We start from the raw sequence: 13,755 nt of genomic DNA, 5'->3' as shown, positions 1-13,755 counted from the left end.
CGGATCGGCGTCGGTTCTGTTGCGCCGCACCAAATGATGCTCTACGGTTTAAGGGCAACTGGGGCCCCGGGGTGAACTTGTCCGATAGAGAGAAACCCAAAATCTTCGACGAAATGCATGCCGCGAACGGAGATATCCGTCCGGCCTATAGAGATTATTCGGCTTGGCTGACCGACCAGTCCCTGGAACGGCTTCGCCAGAAACACGCGCAGGCGGATTTGCTGTTCCGCCGGCTGGGCATCACTTTCACCGTTTATGGCGAGGACGAAGGCGGCGAGCGCCTGATTCCATTCGACGTCATCCCGCGCATTATCAGCCACGAGGAATGGAGCGTCCTGGAACGGGGCGCGATTCAGCGGGTCGATGCGCTGAACGCCTTCTTGCACGACATCTATCACGAACAGGAAATCATCCGGGCCGGGGTCGTTCCCGCCGAGCTGGTGATGACCAACGAGGCCTTTCAGCCCCAGATGCTGGGGCTCGACCTGCCGCGCCGGGTCTACGCCCATGTGTCCGGCGTCGACGTGGTGCGGGTCGATGACAAGACCTTCTATGTCCTGGAAGACAACGTGCGCACGCCGTCGGGCGTGTCCTACATGCTGGAAAACCGCGAAACCATGATGCGCCTGTTCCCGGACCTGTTCGCGCAGTCCGTGGTGGCGCCCGTGGACCGCTATGCCGAATACCTGCTGCGATCTCTCCAGGCCGTGGCGCCGCCGGGCGTCGATGATCCCACGGTCGTGCTGATGACGCCGGGGCAGTACAACAGCGCCTATTTCGAACATGCGTTCCTGGCCATGGAAATGGGCATCGAATTGGTCGAGGGACGGGACCTGTTCGTCGATTCCGGTTCCATCTTCATGCGCACGACCGAAGGGCCCAAGCGGGTCGATGTGATCTACCGCCGGGTCGATGATGGGTTCATCGACCCGCTGGTCTTCAATCCGGACTCGGCCCTCGGCGTGCCCGGCATGCTGTCCGTGGTGCGCAGCGGCCGCGTGACCGTGTGCAATGCCATGGGCACCGGCGTCGCTGACGACAAGGCCATGTACTGCTTCGTGCCCGACATGATCCGCTTCTACCTGGGGGAGGAACCGGTGCTGCAAAACGTGCCGACCTATTCCTGCCGCAAGCCGGACGACCTCAAGTACGTGCTCGACAACATCGCCGACCTGGTGGTCAAGGAAGTCCACGGATCCGGCGGTTACGGCATGCTGGTCGGGCCCAAGGCGACCAAGGCCCAGTGCGACGATTTCAAGCAGCGCCTGAAGGCGGAGCCGGACAACTACATCGCGCAGCCGACCCTGGCGCTCTCGACCTGCCCGACCCTGGTCGAGGAAGGCATCGCGCCGCGCCATGTGGATCTGCGCCCCTATGTTCTGTCGGGCGAGAAGACCCGCGTGGTGCCGGGCGGGCTGACCCGCGTGGCGCTGAAGGCGGGATCGCTGGTCGTCAACTCCTCGCAAGGCGGCGGCACCAAGGACACCTGGGTCCTTGAGGCGCCGGCCGTCATCGAGGAAGAGGAATAGGGAGGGCGACGCAGAGATGTTATCGAGCACCGCCGACAACCTGTTCTGGATGGCGCGCTACATGGAGCGTTCGGAGAATACCGCGCGTCTTCTGACCGGGCTGTATCACATGTCCCTGCTGCCGGCGCGGCGGGGCGCACAGGCGGGCCTGTGGGAAGGGCTGTTCCAGTCCGAGGACGAGCGTAACGCCTACCTTGCGAAATACGATTCCTTCAAGACCGACCCGGTGCTGACTTACATGGTTCTTGATCGCGATAATTCGTCGAGCATCCGGTCCTGCGTGTGGTCGGCGCGCGAGAATGTACGCGCCACGCGCCACGTCCTGACCACGGACATGTGGGAGACCGTCAATTCGACTTGGCTGGACATCGCCCAGACCACCTATGCCGACATGCAGGACATGGGGCACCACGAGTTCCTGGAATGGATCAAGGTGCGTTCGCACCTGTTCCGCGGGGTCGCCCACGGCACCATGCGGCGCGGCGAAGCCTTTGAATTCTGGCGCATGGGAGTGTTCATCGAACGGGCGGAAAACACCATTCGCCTGCTCGCCGCCCGCGCCCATACCTTCAAGCCGACGGGTCCCGTTTCGCGTGAGGACACGGCGACCCTCGATTACTACCAGTGGGGCACGTTGCTGCGTTCGGTCAACGCCTACAAGGCCTATCGGGAAATCTACAAAAGCCAGATCGACCCGCGCCGGGTCGTCGAACTGCTGACCCTGAACGCGGAAATCCCGCGCTCGGTCATGGCCTGTGTCGAGGAGATTTGTGAAGTTCTGGAAGGCCTGCGGCCGCGGTCGCGGTGTTTCGAACAATCGCGCGACCTTCTCAACCGCCTACAGTCGGCGCGCATCGACCGTGTCTACCGCACGGGCATGGCGCGGTTCCTGGAAGATTACCGGGCCGGCCTGCACGACCTCAGCCTGCAAATCCAAAAAGACTTCCTGATGATCCAATGAGTGCGTCATGCATCTGACCGTCAAGCACGTCACCCAGTTCAAGTTCGCGGAAGCGGCGACCCATTCGATTCAGTACATTCGGATGACGCCGCGCGCCGACCTGTGCCAGCGGGTCCGCCACTGGGAGATCACGGCGAGCGGGCGGCTGACTCCATGGATCGACGGTTTCGACAACCATGTCCACGTCGCGACCTTTGACGGGGAGCACGACGAGGTGCGCGTCACCGTCAGCGGCGAGATCACGACGTCGGATACCAACGGCATCCTGCCCATGGACGACGGGCTGCCGCCTTATATCTTTCTCACGCCGACGGACTACACGGATGCCGATGACGGAATCCGCAAGTTCGCCAAGCCGATCGCCAAGGTTCTTGAATCGCAGGGGGCGCTTGCCGCGGGCCATGCATTGATGGCCGCGGTGGCCGAGGCCGTGGAATATCAGGCCGGTCAGACCACGGTGGAGACCAAGGCTTCCGAGGCGCTGGCCGCCGGCAAGGGCGTGTGCCAGGATCAGGCGCATCTGTTCATCGCCGCCGCCCGGCACCTGGGCTTGCCCACGCGCTACGTATCCGGATACCTGGCGGCGGGGCAGGGCAATGACAGCCATCTGGCGAGCCACGCCTGGGCGGAAACCCTGGTTGAGGGGTTGGGCTGGGTCAGCTTCGATCCGGCCAACGATCAATGCGCGACGGACGCCTATATCCGGCTGGCGCTCGGGCTCGATTACGGCACGGCCTGCCCGATCCGGGGGCTGCGCTCGGGCGGCGGGCTCGAGGAAATGGACGTCAATCTGCGCATCGACGAGCAGTAGTCGGACGAACAGTCGCGGTCAGACGCCCCGGGCGAAGTCCAGGATCAGCACGAAGGCCAGTGCGGCCACCACCCAGAACACCATCGAACTGAGATGCAGGGTCTTGGCCATGAACCCTTCGGGGCCATGGTGACGGCGGATGACCGTGATCGTATCGACCACCATCTTGGTCAGTGTCGCTTCGACGGCGGTGCCGACGGCGGCCAATCCCTGCACCAGACGGCCGACGACGAACGGCCCGGCGACCCGGTAGAACCAATCGAAGTCGAGCGAGATGGTCAGCGTGCGCTTCATCATCGGCAGCAGCAGGAAGAACGCGAGGCCCGAGAACAGGAGCAACTGCAACATCTCGGCGACATGCGCGAAGGTATAGGGCTCGTACTCGACCTTGTAGGGCAGGAGCGCATAAAGCGGGTCCGGATAGACGCCGAGCGCGATGCACAGGAAGGCGAAGAAGATCATCGCCGCCTTCATGTTCCACGCCGGGTCGGGCGGGCGCATGCCGGAATCCTTCTGGAAGAACACGAACCAGGGGAACTTGATGCCTGCGTGCAGGAACACGCCGGCCGAGGCGGCCATCAGCATGTACCACACGAAGGCCAGATGCTCCGTCGCGGCGGCGGTGTTGATCATGGATTTGGACACGAAGCCCGATGTCCAAGGGAAGGACGAAATGGCAAGCGCCCCGATGGTGCCGCAGATGCAGGTCAGCGGCATGCTTTGGAACAGGCCGCCCAGGTCCGTGCATTTACGCTTGCCCGTCTGTTGCAGGACGGCCCCCGCCGACATGATCAGCAGCGCCTTGTAGATGATGTGCGCGAAGGCATGGGCCGACGCACCGTTCAGCGCCATTTCCGTGCCGATGCCGATGCCGCAGATCATGAACCCGACCTGGTTGACGATGGAGTAGGCGAGGATGCGGCGCATGTCGTTTTCAAGCAGCGCGTAGATGATCCCGTAACAGGCCATGTAGACGCCGACATAGATCAGGACTTCGGCTCCCGCGAAGGTGCGGATCAGCACGAACACGGCGGTCTTGGTCGTGAAGGCGGACAGGAACACCATGCCGAAGGGGCTGGATTCCGGATAGGCGTCGGGGATCCAGCTGGAAAACGGCGGGGCGCCCGCGTTGATCAGGAAGCCGATCAGCATCAGCCAGGCGCCGATGCCGTCCAGCTTGATCGCGGCGAATTCGATCGACCCCGTGGTGGCCACATGGGCGACGATGCCGGCCATCAGCACCACGCCGCCGAATAGGTGAACCGCGAGGTAGCGCATGGCCGCACCCTGCGACGCCTTGGTGCGGGCCGACCAGATGACCAGGGTCGAGCCGATCGCCATGATTTCCCAGAACACGAACATGGTGATCAGGTCGCCCGCGAAAGCGACGCCGACGGCACCGCCCGCGTAGACGAAGGCGGCCGACAACTCCATCATCTTGGAATTGCGGAAGGCGTAGAGCCCGCCCGCGAAAGCCATGATCGAGAAGATGGTGGAGAACAACCGGCCCAGGCGATCACCCTGGACCAGTTCAAGTTCATAGCCGATGAACGGATAATAGAGCAGCACGCCATCGGGAATGCTGAGGCCCACGACCAGCGTCGCGAGCGGCAGGCCGAGCACGGCGGCGGGGCGGAAGCTGGTGGGCAGCAGCGGTAACAGGAGACCGCCCAGGATCAGGATCAGGGCCGGCGGGAAGGGATACTGGGCGAGCCACTCAATCGGCATCGTCATAATACGTATCCTCCCGTTTCAGGAACAGGCCGAGAAGCTTGGCGATCACGACCATGGCCGCGCAGGTGAGCAGGCCGTACCAGGAATAGAAACCGAAGCCGCCCTCGATCCCGAAGTACACGTGCTTGTGCACGATAAGATCAAGCATGGTCACGGCGATCAGCAGGATAATGCCGCCGATCCACAGATTGCGGATGGTCCGGGGGCGGACCAGCCAGTGCTTTTCGCCACCCTCGGGGCGCGGGCTGGTGTCGCTCATGGCGCGATCCCCGTCAGCTGCTGGGCCAGGCCGACGGCCAGGTCCGGTTTCAGGAACAGAATGAAGGTCATGCCCGCGGTGACCGCCATGGCGCAGGCCATGGGGAAGGCGGCTTCGCCGTGGTCGTACTTGATGGCGTGATGATCGTGACCGTGGTCGTCGTGACCGTCATGCCCGTCGGCGGCCGCCTTGTCGGCGTTCTTGCCGTGCCCGGCGGCGGCTTCACCCTCGGGACGGTCTTCCGGCTTCATGAAGGCGGCATACACGATGGGAATGAAGTAGCCCATGTTGAGCAGGGTCGATGCGACGATGATCGCGATCGCGGTCCATTGCTCCGCCTGGGCGGCGCCTTGCAGGATGAACCACTTGGATACGAAACCCGCCGTCGGCGGCAGCCCGATCATGCTGAGCGCGCCAAGGGCGAAGGCGGTCATGGTCAGCGGCATGCGCCGGCCGATCCCGTTGAGCTGGCTGACCTCCGTCTTGTTCGACGTGACCATGATCGCGCCGGCGGCGAAGAACAGGGTGATTTTGCCGAACGCATGGGCCGCAATATGGATCGCGGCGCCGGCCACCGAGATCGGGGTCAGGATCGCCGCCGCGATCACCACGTAGGACAACTGGCTGACCGTGGAATAGGCCAGCCGCCGTTTCAGGTTGTCCTGGCGCAGCGCCACGACGGAGGCGGCGATGATGGTGAAGCCCGCGACGTAGATGAGGAAATCCGTGCCGGGTGCGGCGTTCAGGATGTCGATCCCGAAGATGTAGACGATGACCTTGACCACGGAGAACACGCCCGCCTTGACGACCGCGACCGCGTGCAGCAGGGCCGAGACCGGGGTCGGCGCGACCATGGCCGCCGGCAGCCAGCGGTGGAACGGCATGAGCGCCGCCTTGCCGATGCCGAAGGCGTAGAGCGCCAGCAACACCGCGATCATCGGGCCCTGGGCCTGTTCGGCGTTGAACACGCCGCCCCGGACGAAATCCAGGGTCCCGGCGACCTGCCAGGTCCAGATCATGCCGAACAACAGGAAGCCGATGGAGGTCGACAGCAGGATGCCGAGATAGATCCGGCCCGAGCGCTTGGCTTCCTCGGTCCCGTGATGGGCAACCAGTGGGAAGGTGGAGATCGACAGTACTTCGTAGAACACGAACAAGGTCAGCATGTTGCCGGCCAGGGCGACGCCGATGGCCGAGGCGATGGCGATGGCGAAGAAGAAGAAGAACCGGGTCTGGTTTTCCTCGTGATGGCCGCGCATGTAGCCGATGGCGTACAGCGTCGTGATGATCCACAGGAAGCTGGCGATGCCCGCGAAGATCATGCCGAGCGGTTCCAGCGTCAGGCGGATCGACAGCCCCGGCACCATGTCGAACAGCACGATGTCGGGCCGGCCGCCGGCCGCGACGATGGGGTAGAATTGGGCAACCACGTAGAACAGGCAGGCGGCGGTCAGCAGGCTGGCGCCGTCGCGGGCGTTTTCCCAACGGCCAAGGGCCAACACCAGAAAGGCCCCGATGACCGGAATGACGAGGGCCAGGATCAGGGCGTCGCCCGGCGCCCAGCCGGCAAGAAGTCCGGTCATGGCTTGCCTCCACTGGCGGGACCCATGAGGGCGTTGGCCGCCTCACCGGCGATGCGCAGGGTGGTGTCGCCGTCGATGCCGAACCAGATGGTGGCGGCGGCCAGCACGATCATCGGCACCATCATGGACAGCGGCGCCTCACTGCGCCGGACGGCGCCTTCGGGCGGGGCCTTGAGATAAGCGACTTCGACCACCCGCCAGACGTAGACGATGGCAAGCAGCGACGACAGCAGGATGCCCGCCGCGACATACCACCAGCCGAGGGCGAGGGAAGCCTGCACTAACTGCCATTTGGAAATGAAGCCGACCGTCAGCGGCGTGCCGATCAACGACAGGCCGGCGACCAGGAACACCGCGGTGGTTACCGGCATGCGTTTGCCGATGCCGGCAAGGTCGTCGAGCTTGACCGACCCGACGACGTAGAACATGGCGCCCACGGCCATGAAGGCGGCGCCCTTCATGACGGCATGGTTGAACAGATGGACGATGCCCCCGGTCAGGCCCGCCGCGGTGGCCATGCCGATGCCCAGCACCATGTAGCCGACCTGCGACACGCTGGAATAGGCCAGCATGCGTTTCACGTCGGTCTGGAAGATCGCGACGAAGGCACCCGCGAACATGCCGACCAGGGCGACGACGATCAGCATCAGCCTGATGTCCGTGCCGATGAACAGGTCGGTGCCGCCGAACACGGTGAAGACGAGGCGCAGCAAGGCATAGATCGCGACCTTGGTCGCCGTCGAGGCGAGGAACACGGTGACCGCCGAGGGGGCGAAGGCATAGGCGTTGGGCAGCCAGGTGTGCAGCGGGAACATCGCGAGCTTCAGCCCCAGGCCGACCACCACGAAGGCGAAGGCGGCGAGCACCGTGCGCGTGTGGTCCACGGCCGGCAGCAGCGTCGCCAGATCGGCCATGTTGAGCGAACCCGTCATCATGTACATCATGCCGACGCCGATGATGTAGAAGGTCGCCCCCAGGGTGCCCATGATCAGATAGCGGTAGGATGCCGTCAGGGCGCGGCGGTTGCGGCCCAGGCTGATCAGCACGTAGCTCGACAGGGACGAGATTTCCAGGAACACGAACAGGTTGAAGGCGTCCGCCGTGGTCGTGATGCCGAGCAGGCCCGTCATGCACAGCATGTACATCAGGTAGAACAGGTAGATGCGCGGCCGGGCGACCTCTTTCTCCACGCTTGCCTTGGCGTAGGGCAGGGTGACGGCGGCGATCGCCGTGACGATGACCAGGACCAGGGCGTTGGCCGCATCGATGCGGTATTCGATGCCCCAGGGCGCCGGCCAACTGCCGAGTTCATAGATGATCAGGCCGCTGGCCAGCACCTTGCCCAGCAGGACCAGGGCGATGAAGAAGGCGACCCAGGTGACGATCGTCGCCCACAGCCAGCTCAGCTTGGCGTCGCGCAGCAGCACGCAGACCGGCGCGCACAGAAGCGGCACGACGACCTGCAAGATGGGCAGGTGCGGTTCGATCGCGGCGGCAAAGGGCAGCGACAGGAAATAGGCGTAGAAGGCGGTCACCTGTCCTCCTCCTCTTCCACGGCCAGAATCTCGTCATCCTCGATGGTGTCGTAGGCGTTGCGGATGCGCACGACCAGGGCGAGGCCGAGGGCGGTGGTCGCCACGCCGACCACGATCGCGGTCAGGATCAGGACATGGGGCAGGGGGTTGGAATATAGTTTGATGCCTTCGGCCAGGATCGGCGCCGTGCCGCCCGTGACCTTGGCCATCAGGATGTAGAACAGAAAGACCGAGACCTGAAACACGTTCAGGCCGACGATCTTCTTCACTAGGTTGTCATGGGCGATGACGATGTAGAACCCGGTCATCATCAGCGCGATGACGATCCAATAGCCGAGCAGTCCGGGCGACGCCGGGCCGACCATGAAGGCTTCGAAGGAAAGCCACAGGTCGTACAGCGGCTTGAAGATGTCGACGATCCCCTGCATGGCCTCAGTCCCCGCCCGATTGGGCGGCGAACACGTTGAAGATCGTGATCATCGCCGCCGCGACCGTGATGCCGACGCCCAGTTCGACGATCAGGATGCCGTAGTGCTGTCCGTGCAAGGGGTCGTGGGCCAGGACGTTGTAGTCCAGATAGTTGCCGCCCAGGATCAGCCCCGCGACCCCGGTCAGCCCGTAGGTCAACACGCCGACGACCAGCAGCAGGCGCGTCGACCAGGGCGGCAGCACGCGTTTCACCGTCTCCACGCCGAACAGGATCGCGTAAAGGATAAAGCCCGAGCCGAAGATCACGCCCGCCTGAAACCCGCCGCCGGGGCCGAAGTCGCCGTGAAACTGAACGTAAAGCGCGAACAGCAGGATCGGCGGAATCAGAAACTTGGAGACGACGCGGAGAACGACCTTGCGGTGCATCATGATGCGGTCTCCTTCGCGCCGGAGCCGCCTTCGTCCGCTTCCTCGTCCTCGCGCCGACGGCGCGCGCGGCCCAGAATGGCGAGCACCCCCGTGGCGGCGGTGAAGATCACGAAGACCTCGCCGAGGGTGTCATAGCCGCGGTAGCTGGCCAGCACGCTGGTGACGATGTTGGGCATGCCCACTTCCTCGCCCGATTTCTCGATATAGCGGGGCACCACGTGGTGATGGATGGCGGCGATCTTGTCGCCGTAGCGGGGCATGTCGAAGGTGCCGTAGACCAGCACGGCGCCGGTCACGGCGACGACCAGAAACGCGGTCGTGCTCTTGCTTTTGCCGCCGCCCAGCTTTTCCTTGCGCGTGGTCAATGCCAGGGTGCCGAGCATCAGCACGGTGGATATCCCGGCCCCCACGGCGGCCTCGGTGAAGGCGACGTCGACCGCGTCCAGCACCACATAGGCGGCGGCGCCGATCAGCGAGAAGATGCCCGACAGCATGGACACGGCGAACAGGTCGCGGATGCGCGCGATGGCCAGGCCCACGGCCCCCATCATGAGCATCAGGACGATGATGATGACGTTTTCTATGGCCGGCCTCCCCGGCTGAGGGCCGCGCTCTTTTCCTCGTCGACCCGGGGCGTGACGCCGGCATTGAGGCAGGCGCGGGCGAGCGCATGCGTCGCCGTCGGGCTGGTGAAGAAGATGAAGGCCAGGATCAGGGCCAGCTTGACCGTGACGATGGTCAGCCCGGCCTGGAACATCAGGCCGACCAGGATCAGTTCGCAGCCGAGCGTGTCGATGATGCCCGCCGGATGCATGCGCGCGAACACGTCGGGCATGGTGATCATGCCGATGCCGCCGATGATCAAGAGCACCGCCCCCGGCAGAATGAACAGCCAGGTCAGGATGTCGAAGATGATCGGATCAATGGGGAGCGCCATGGTCAGATATCTCCCGCGTCGGGACCGGCGGTTTCCTGCCCATGGCCCATGTCCCGGAACTTGATGAACTTGGTCACGGCGATGGTGCCGATGAAGTTGATCAGCGCATAGACCAGCGCCAGATCGAGGAATTCCGGCCGTCCCTGCAGGAACCCGACGACCGAGATCAGCAGCACGGTCAACGTGCCGAAGGCGTTCACGGCAAGGATGCGGTCGAACACGGTCGGGCCCTTGAGCGCGCGCACCAGGACCAGGACCATGGTGACCAGAACGGCGAGGGCGGCGGCGGCGAAGCTCATGGCGCTAGCGGTCCTCTCCGGGCGCGCCCTCGACGGCCGTGCAGCGGCGGTCCATCTCGCCGGACTTCAGCCCGTCGGCCGCACCCCGCGTCAGCGCGTGGACGATCATTACCCCGTCCTCGACGGCGAGGGTCACCGTGCCCGGCGTGAGGGTGATGGAATTGGCGTAGATGACATGGCCCAGTTCCGTCTTCTGCGTCGCCTTGGTGCGCAGGACCGAGGTGTGGACTCGGCCCTTGGGCGACAGAACGGCCTTCACCACGTCGATGTTGGCCATGACGATCTCCTTGCCCAGCCAGGGCAGGTAGGTCAGCCAGCGCCAGGTGACGTGGATGGGATGGCCTTCGTGGTCGACCACGTCCATGCGGTGGGCGATGAACACGACCAGGGCGACGGAGCCCGCGCCGAAGGCCAGGATCAGGGGAATCGTATAGCCCGATAGCAGCCACCAGAGCGCGGCCAAGCCGATGCTAAGGCTGATCGCATGGAGCACTGGAACGTTCCCCCGTTCTTCCCCTGTCCGGTATTGCCGCGCCGTTGATGGGCGGCACCGACCGCAACGATATCCAAGGCTCAGGTATACCACCCAAAGCCATCGACGTGACAACAAAATGGGCATAATTTCATGGAATAACAAGGACGTTCGCTCTGGTATACCAGGGGCGGCGGAAATTCAGGGAAGCTGTATTATTAATAGGTGCGATGGGCGTGGAATGACCGACAAGATTTTCGGATCGTGGAAAATCCCGCGCCGCGCGCGCCTGCGTTTTGGCGCGGTATTGGCGGTGCTTTGCGTCGTTTTGGGCGGCATGGCCGCGCAGGCGGACGGCCGGGCGGTCGGATTCGCCGAATCCGAAGTGGTCGTGCATACGGCGAACGGCGCATATCCATTCAAGGTCGAGGTCGCGGTCGACGACGCGCAGCGCGCCCTCGGCCTGATGTACCGCCGCGACCTGGCTCCGGACCGCGGCATGCTGTTCGACTTCGGCCGCGAGATCTACATCTCCATGTGGATGCGCAACACCTTTATTCCGCTCGACATGCTGTTCATCGGCGCGGACGGGCGCATCGGATTCATCCGCGAACGCACGACGCCGCAGTCCCTGGAGACCATCGAGGCGCCGGAGCGCAACCGCGCCGTGCTCGAGGTCGCCGCCGGGACCGTGGCGCGGCTCGGCATCCGCGTCGGCGACCGGGTCGATCACGCGATCTTCCGCTAACCGCGTGCTTGCCTTGGGCAGGCTTAAATCATAGGTTTCCCCCGCGTCGGGGCGTAGCTCAGCCTGGTAGAGTGCGTGCTTTGGGAGCACGATGTCGCTGGTTCGAATCCAGTCGCCCCGACCAGTACCCGGGCAGGGGGTCCGGGAGGGCCGCGCCGGTCCGTCCATGTGGCCGGTCCATGTGAGCGTTGACGGGACGGCCCGATGGCCGCATAGAAGACCTTAGAACGCGCGGCAATCGGCCGCGCCAGGATGGGAATTGGGAAGATGAGCGAAGCGCGCATTTTTCAGCCGGCGAAGAACGCCATGCAGTCCGGCCGGGGCAAAACCCGGCGCTGGATACTGGAATACGAGCCGGCGGAACCCCGCGTCGCCGATCCCCTGATGGGCTGGATCGGCTCGGGCGACACCCGCGGCCAGCTGCGGCTTAAGTTCGACAGCAAGGAAGAAGCCGTCGACTACGCCAAGAAGAACGGCCTGATCTACAAGGTGATCGAGCCCCATGCCCGCCGCGTCAAGCCGAAGAGCTATTCCGACAACTTCGCCTTCGACAAGGTCGGCGTCTGGACCCACTGAATGGGGCTGCGCCGGGCCGTGTCTCCGGCGTGTCGTCCGCCGGGGACTCCGTAGCTCAACTGGATAGAGCAGCTGCCTTCTAAGCAGCAGGTTGCAGGTTCGAGTCCTGCCGGGGTCGCCAATTATATCAATGATTTAAACGGAGTGGGTCGCGGTGAGCTTGAAACGCATGGTTCTGCAAATGGGGCAGGGGACCGATATCCACGGCGCGGACAGCACCAAGGCCGCCGAACGCGCGGTGCGTGACGCGCTGTGGCGGAATTTCCTGCAGATCGCCGATGCCCTGGGGCAGCCGCGTGACAACATGGTCATCGAGGTGACCATCGGCGCCCCCCGTCCCGAGACCATCGACAAGGCTGCCGTCGCGGCCGTCTTTCCCTACGGCCAGGTCACCGTGACCTGCCAGGAGGGGGGATTGGAAATCGCGACACCGGACGGCGAGGATTCGACCTTGCTGGCCCATGCCGCCGTTGTGGTTCGCATGGAGGTCTCCGACGACGTCCTGGAGGCCGCCCAATGAGCAAGAAACTGGACCGCGTGATTTTGGAAATGGGCTCCGGCGTCTCGCTGCGCGGCGGCAACTATACCAAAGCCGCCTGCCGCGCCGTCGATGACGCCATCCATCATTCAAGCTTGTCGGTCATGCGCGAATTGGGCATGGACCCGGATGCCGATATGACCGTCGAGGTGACGATCGGCGTGCAGGACCCGTCGGCGGTCGACGTCGATGCCGTGCAGGCCATGCTGCCCCACGGCAAGGCAACGGTCCGCGTCGTCAAGGGCGGCCTGAACGTGCCGTATCCCGAGCGCGGGTACGAAACCGTCATCGCCAGCGCGGCGGTCGCGGCATTTGCCGATCTGTCGCGGTTCAAAGCCTCCAAATAGCGCGCCTTGCGGGGCGGCCAATGCGAAAGGGGGCGCTTCCGCGCCCCCCGCAATCGTCCCGTCAGGCGGATTTCAGCCTATTTGACGGCCGAGAATGCCGTCGGCTTGAGGATCATGTTTTCGATGGTGGCGACGATGGGACCGTCCTTTTCGGATTCGGCCCGCTTGGCGATCCATTCCGGATCGGCCTGGAAGGCGTTCCATTTCTGCTCGCGCTCGGCCAGGGATTCCCATTCCAGCAGATAGTACAGGGCATGGTTTTCCGGACCGATCTCGGTCGTCCAGAACCCGGCCTGACGAATGCCGTGACGGTCCCAGATGCCCAGGGTGGTTGACGCAAAACGATTCAACAGGGCAGGCAGGCGCCCCGGCGCGCAGTGGTAAATTCTCAGTTCGTGGATCATGAAGGCTCTCTCTTCTCTAAAACGCCTTGTTCGAGAGTGCCGTCATTCGCCCCCCGGCGTCTACGCCGATATGGCGTTCCCCGCCGGTTCGGGATAACGGGAAGCCATGCCGCGCTTTTCCCTGCGTGTGAAAACCCCACATTTTCAGAAAGTTATTGAAAAGA

18 protein-coding genes and 2 tRNA genes are annotated in these 13,755 nt (G+C 64.0%); 9 read left to right on the top strand and 11 right to left on the bottom strand.

What is annotated here, in order from left to right; genetic code table 11:
* The first annotated feature begins 113 nt into the window (after positions 1–113).
* Genes RJ527_17590 through RJ527_17580 form a run of 3 tightly spaced genes read left to right on the top strand, consistent with a single transcriptional unit; the run spans position 114 to position 3,301 of the window.
* Positions 114–1,529, top strand: coding sequence for a circularly permuted type 2 ATP-grasp protein (locus tag RJ527_17590; GenBank protein ID WND78083.1), 1,416 nt, complete (start codon positions 114–116; stop codon positions 1,527–1,529).
* Positions 1,530–1,545: 16 nt separating this feature from the next.
* Complete coding sequence (locus RJ527_17585; protein WND75825.1) at positions 1,546–2,490, top strand: alpha-E domain-containing protein; 945 nt, start codon at positions 1,546–1,548, stop codon at positions 2,488–2,490.
* A gap of 7 nt (positions 2,491–2,497) precedes the next feature.
* On the top strand, positions 2,498–3,301 hold the full coding sequence (locus RJ527_17580) for a transglutaminase family protein (GenBank protein WND75824.1): 804 nt from the start codon (positions 2,498–2,500) through the stop codon (positions 3,299–3,301).
* Positions 3,302–3,319: 18 nt separating this feature from the next.
* Here RJ527_17580 and RJ527_17575 read toward each other — a convergent pair whose 3' ends face one another.
* From RJ527_17575 to RJ527_17530, 10 genes are read right to left on the bottom strand one after another with little or no spacing between them, the layout of a single operon-like run.
* On the bottom strand, positions 3,320–5,035 hold the full coding sequence (locus RJ527_17575; GenBank protein WND75823.1) for a Na(+)/H(+) antiporter subunit D: 1,716 nt from the start codon (positions 5,033–5,035) through the stop codon (positions 3,320–3,322).
* Positions 5,019–5,294 (bottom strand): hypothetical protein, encoded by a 276-nt coding sequence (locus tag RJ527_17570; GenBank protein WND75822.1) that lies wholly within the window; start codon positions 5,292–5,294, stop codon positions 5,019–5,021. Before RJ527_17570 ends, RJ527_17575 begins: the two co-directional genes overlap by 17 nt.
* Positions 5,291–6,877 (bottom strand): proton-conducting transporter membrane subunit, encoded by a 1,587-nt coding sequence (locus RJ527_17565; GenBank protein WND75821.1) that lies wholly within the window; start codon positions 6,875–6,877, stop codon positions 5,291–5,293. The genes RJ527_17570 and RJ527_17565 overlap by 4 nt, the downstream gene beginning before the upstream one ends.
* Positions 6,874–8,412 (bottom strand): monovalent cation/H+ antiporter subunit D family protein, encoded by a 1,539-nt coding sequence (locus tag RJ527_17560; protein WND75820.1) that lies wholly within the window; start codon positions 8,410–8,412, stop codon positions 6,874–6,876. The genes RJ527_17565 and RJ527_17560 overlap by 4 nt, the downstream gene beginning before the upstream one ends.
* Positions 8,409–8,840 (bottom strand): cation:proton antiporter subunit C, encoded by a 432-nt coding sequence (locus RJ527_17555; GenBank protein WND75819.1) that lies wholly within the window; start codon positions 8,838–8,840, stop codon positions 8,409–8,411. The genes RJ527_17560 and RJ527_17555 overlap by 4 nt, the downstream gene beginning before the upstream one ends.
* A gap of 4 nt (positions 8,841–8,844) precedes the next feature.
* Entirely contained in the window at positions 8,845–9,270 is a 426-nt protein-coding gene (locus tag RJ527_17550; protein WND75818.1) for a Na(+)/H(+) antiporter subunit B, read from the bottom strand.
* Entirely contained in the window at positions 9,267–9,827 is a 561-nt protein-coding gene (locus tag RJ527_17545; protein ID WND75817.1) for a DUF4040 domain-containing protein, read from the bottom strand. Before RJ527_17545 ends, RJ527_17550 begins: the two co-directional genes overlap by 4 nt.
* Positions 9,828–9,850: 23 nt before the next feature.
* Positions 9,851–10,207 (bottom strand): monovalent cation/H(+) antiporter subunit G, encoded by a 357-nt coding sequence (gene mnhG / locus RJ527_17540; protein WND75816.1) that lies wholly within the window; start codon positions 10,205–10,207, stop codon positions 9,851–9,853.
* 2 nt (positions 10,208–10,209) lie between these two features.
* Positions 10,210–10,506 carry a monovalent cation/H+ antiporter complex subunit F gene (locus tag RJ527_17535; protein WND75815.1) on the bottom strand — a complete coding sequence of 99 codons (297 nt, stop codon included), beginning with the start codon at positions 10,504–10,506 and terminating at the stop codon, positions 10,210–10,212.
* Positions 10,507–10,510: 4 nt separating this feature from the next.
* Positions 10,511–10,999, bottom strand: a complete 489-nt coding sequence (locus tag RJ527_17530; protein WND75814.1) for a Na+/H+ antiporter subunit E — start codon at positions 10,997–10,999, stop codon at positions 10,511–10,513.
* A 220-nt stretch (positions 11,000–11,219) separates the two neighbouring features.
* Here RJ527_17530 and RJ527_17525 point away from each other — a divergent pair, with 220 nt between their 5' ends.
* From RJ527_17525 to RJ527_17500, 6 genes are all read left to right on the top strand, one after another.
* On the top strand, positions 11,220–11,726 hold the full coding sequence (locus RJ527_17525; GenBank protein ID WND75813.1) for a DUF192 domain-containing protein: 507 nt from the start codon (positions 11,220–11,222) through the stop codon (positions 11,724–11,726).
* Positions 11,727–11,773: 47 nt separating this feature from the next.
* Positions 11,774–11,850: transfer RNA gene (locus RJ527_17520), tRNA-Pro, on the top strand.
* A gap of 143 nt (positions 11,851–11,993) precedes the next feature.
* A complete protein-coding gene (locus RJ527_17515) occupies positions 11,994–12,302 on the top strand; it encodes an ETC complex I subunit (GenBank protein WND75812.1) in 309 nt (102 codons plus the stop codon).
* A 44-nt stretch (positions 12,303–12,346) separates the two neighbouring features.
* Positions 12,347–12,423, top strand: a tRNA-Arg gene (locus RJ527_17510).
* 33 nt (positions 12,424–12,456) lie between these two features.
* A complete protein-coding gene (locus RJ527_17505) occupies positions 12,457–12,822 on the top strand; it encodes a Lin0512 family protein (GenBank protein WND75811.1) in 366 nt (121 codons plus the stop codon).
* Positions 12,819–13,187, top strand: coding sequence for a Lin0512 family protein (locus RJ527_17500; GenBank protein WND75810.1), 369 nt, complete (start codon positions 12,819–12,821; stop codon positions 13,185–13,187). Before RJ527_17505 ends, RJ527_17500 begins: the two co-directional genes overlap by 4 nt.
* Before the next feature lie 77 nt (positions 13,188–13,264).
* On the opposite strand, the gene RJ527_17495 is transcribed toward RJ527_17500, so the two are convergent.
* Positions 13,265–13,591 (bottom strand): NIPSNAP family protein, encoded by a 327-nt coding sequence (locus tag RJ527_17495; GenBank protein ID WND75809.1) that lies wholly within the window; start codon positions 13,589–13,591, stop codon positions 13,265–13,267.
* Positions 13,592–13,755: the final 164 nt, after the last annotated feature.

Source organism: Thalassospiraceae bacterium LMO-SO8 (genome assembly GCA_031655335.1).
Taxonomy (GTDB): Bacteria; Pseudomonadota; Alphaproteobacteria; order Rhodospirillales; family Casp-alpha2; genus UBA1479.
The sequence above is the reverse complement of the archived record's forward strand: the minus strand, read 5'-3'. Positions and strand labels throughout refer to the sequence as shown.

What these genes read in the sequence shown, in the direction of transcription:
- RJ527_17590 (WND78083.1), top strand. Translation starts at nt 114, where the DNA reads ATGCATGCCGCGAACGGAGATATCCGTCCGGCCTATAGAGATTATTCG.
- RJ527_17585 (WND75825.1), top strand. Translation starts at nt 1,546, where the DNA reads ATGTTATCGAGCACCGCCGACAACCTGTTCTGGATGGCGCGCTACATG.
- RJ527_17580 (WND75824.1), top strand. Translation starts at nt 2,498, where the DNA reads ATGCATCTGACCGTCAAGCACGTCACCCAGTTCAAGTTCGCGGAAGCG.
- RJ527_17575 (WND75823.1), bottom strand. Translation starts at nt 5,035, where the DNA reads ATGACGATGCCGATTGAGTGGCTCGCCCAGTATCCCTTCCCGCCGGCC.
- RJ527_17570 (WND75822.1), bottom strand. Translation starts at nt 5,294, where the DNA reads ATGAGCGACACCAGCCCGCGCCCCGAGGGTGGCGAAAAGCACTGGCTG.
- RJ527_17565 (WND75821.1), bottom strand. Translation starts at nt 6,877, where the DNA reads ATGACCGGACTTCTTGCCGGCTGGGCGCCGGGCGACGCCCTGATCCTG.
- RJ527_17555 (WND75819.1), bottom strand. Translation starts at nt 8,840, where the DNA reads ATGCAGGGGATCGTCGACATCTTCAAGCCGCTGTACGACCTGTGGCTT.
- RJ527_17550 (WND75818.1), bottom strand. Translation starts at nt 9,270, where the DNA reads ATGATGCACCGCAAGGTCGTTCTCCGCGTCGTCTCCAAGTTTCTGATT.
- RJ527_17545 (WND75817.1), bottom strand. Translation starts at nt 9,827, where the DNA reads ATGCTCATGATGGGGGCCGTGGGCCTGGCCATCGCGCGCATCCGCGAC.
- mnhG (WND75816.1), bottom strand. Translation starts at nt 10,207, where the DNA reads ATGGCGCTCCCCATTGATCCGATCATCTTCGACATCCTGACCTGGCTG.
- RJ527_17535 (WND75815.1), bottom strand. Translation starts at nt 10,506, where the DNA reads ATGAGCTTCGCCGCCGCCGCCCTCGCCGTTCTGGTCACCATGGTCCTG.
- RJ527_17525 (WND75813.1), top strand. Translation starts at nt 11,220, where the DNA reads ATGACCGACAAGATTTTCGGATCGTGGAAAATCCCGCGCCGCGCGCGC.
- RJ527_17515 (WND75812.1), top strand. Translation starts at nt 11,994, where the DNA reads ATGAGCGAAGCGCGCATTTTTCAGCCGGCGAAGAACGCCATGCAGTCC.
- RJ527_17500 (WND75810.1), top strand. Translation starts at nt 12,819, where the DNA reads ATGAGCAAGAAACTGGACCGCGTGATTTTGGAAATGGGCTCCGGCGTC.
- RJ527_17495 (WND75809.1), bottom strand. Translation starts at nt 13,591, where the DNA reads ATGATCCACGAACTGAGAATTTACCACTGCGCGCCGGGGCGCCTGCCT.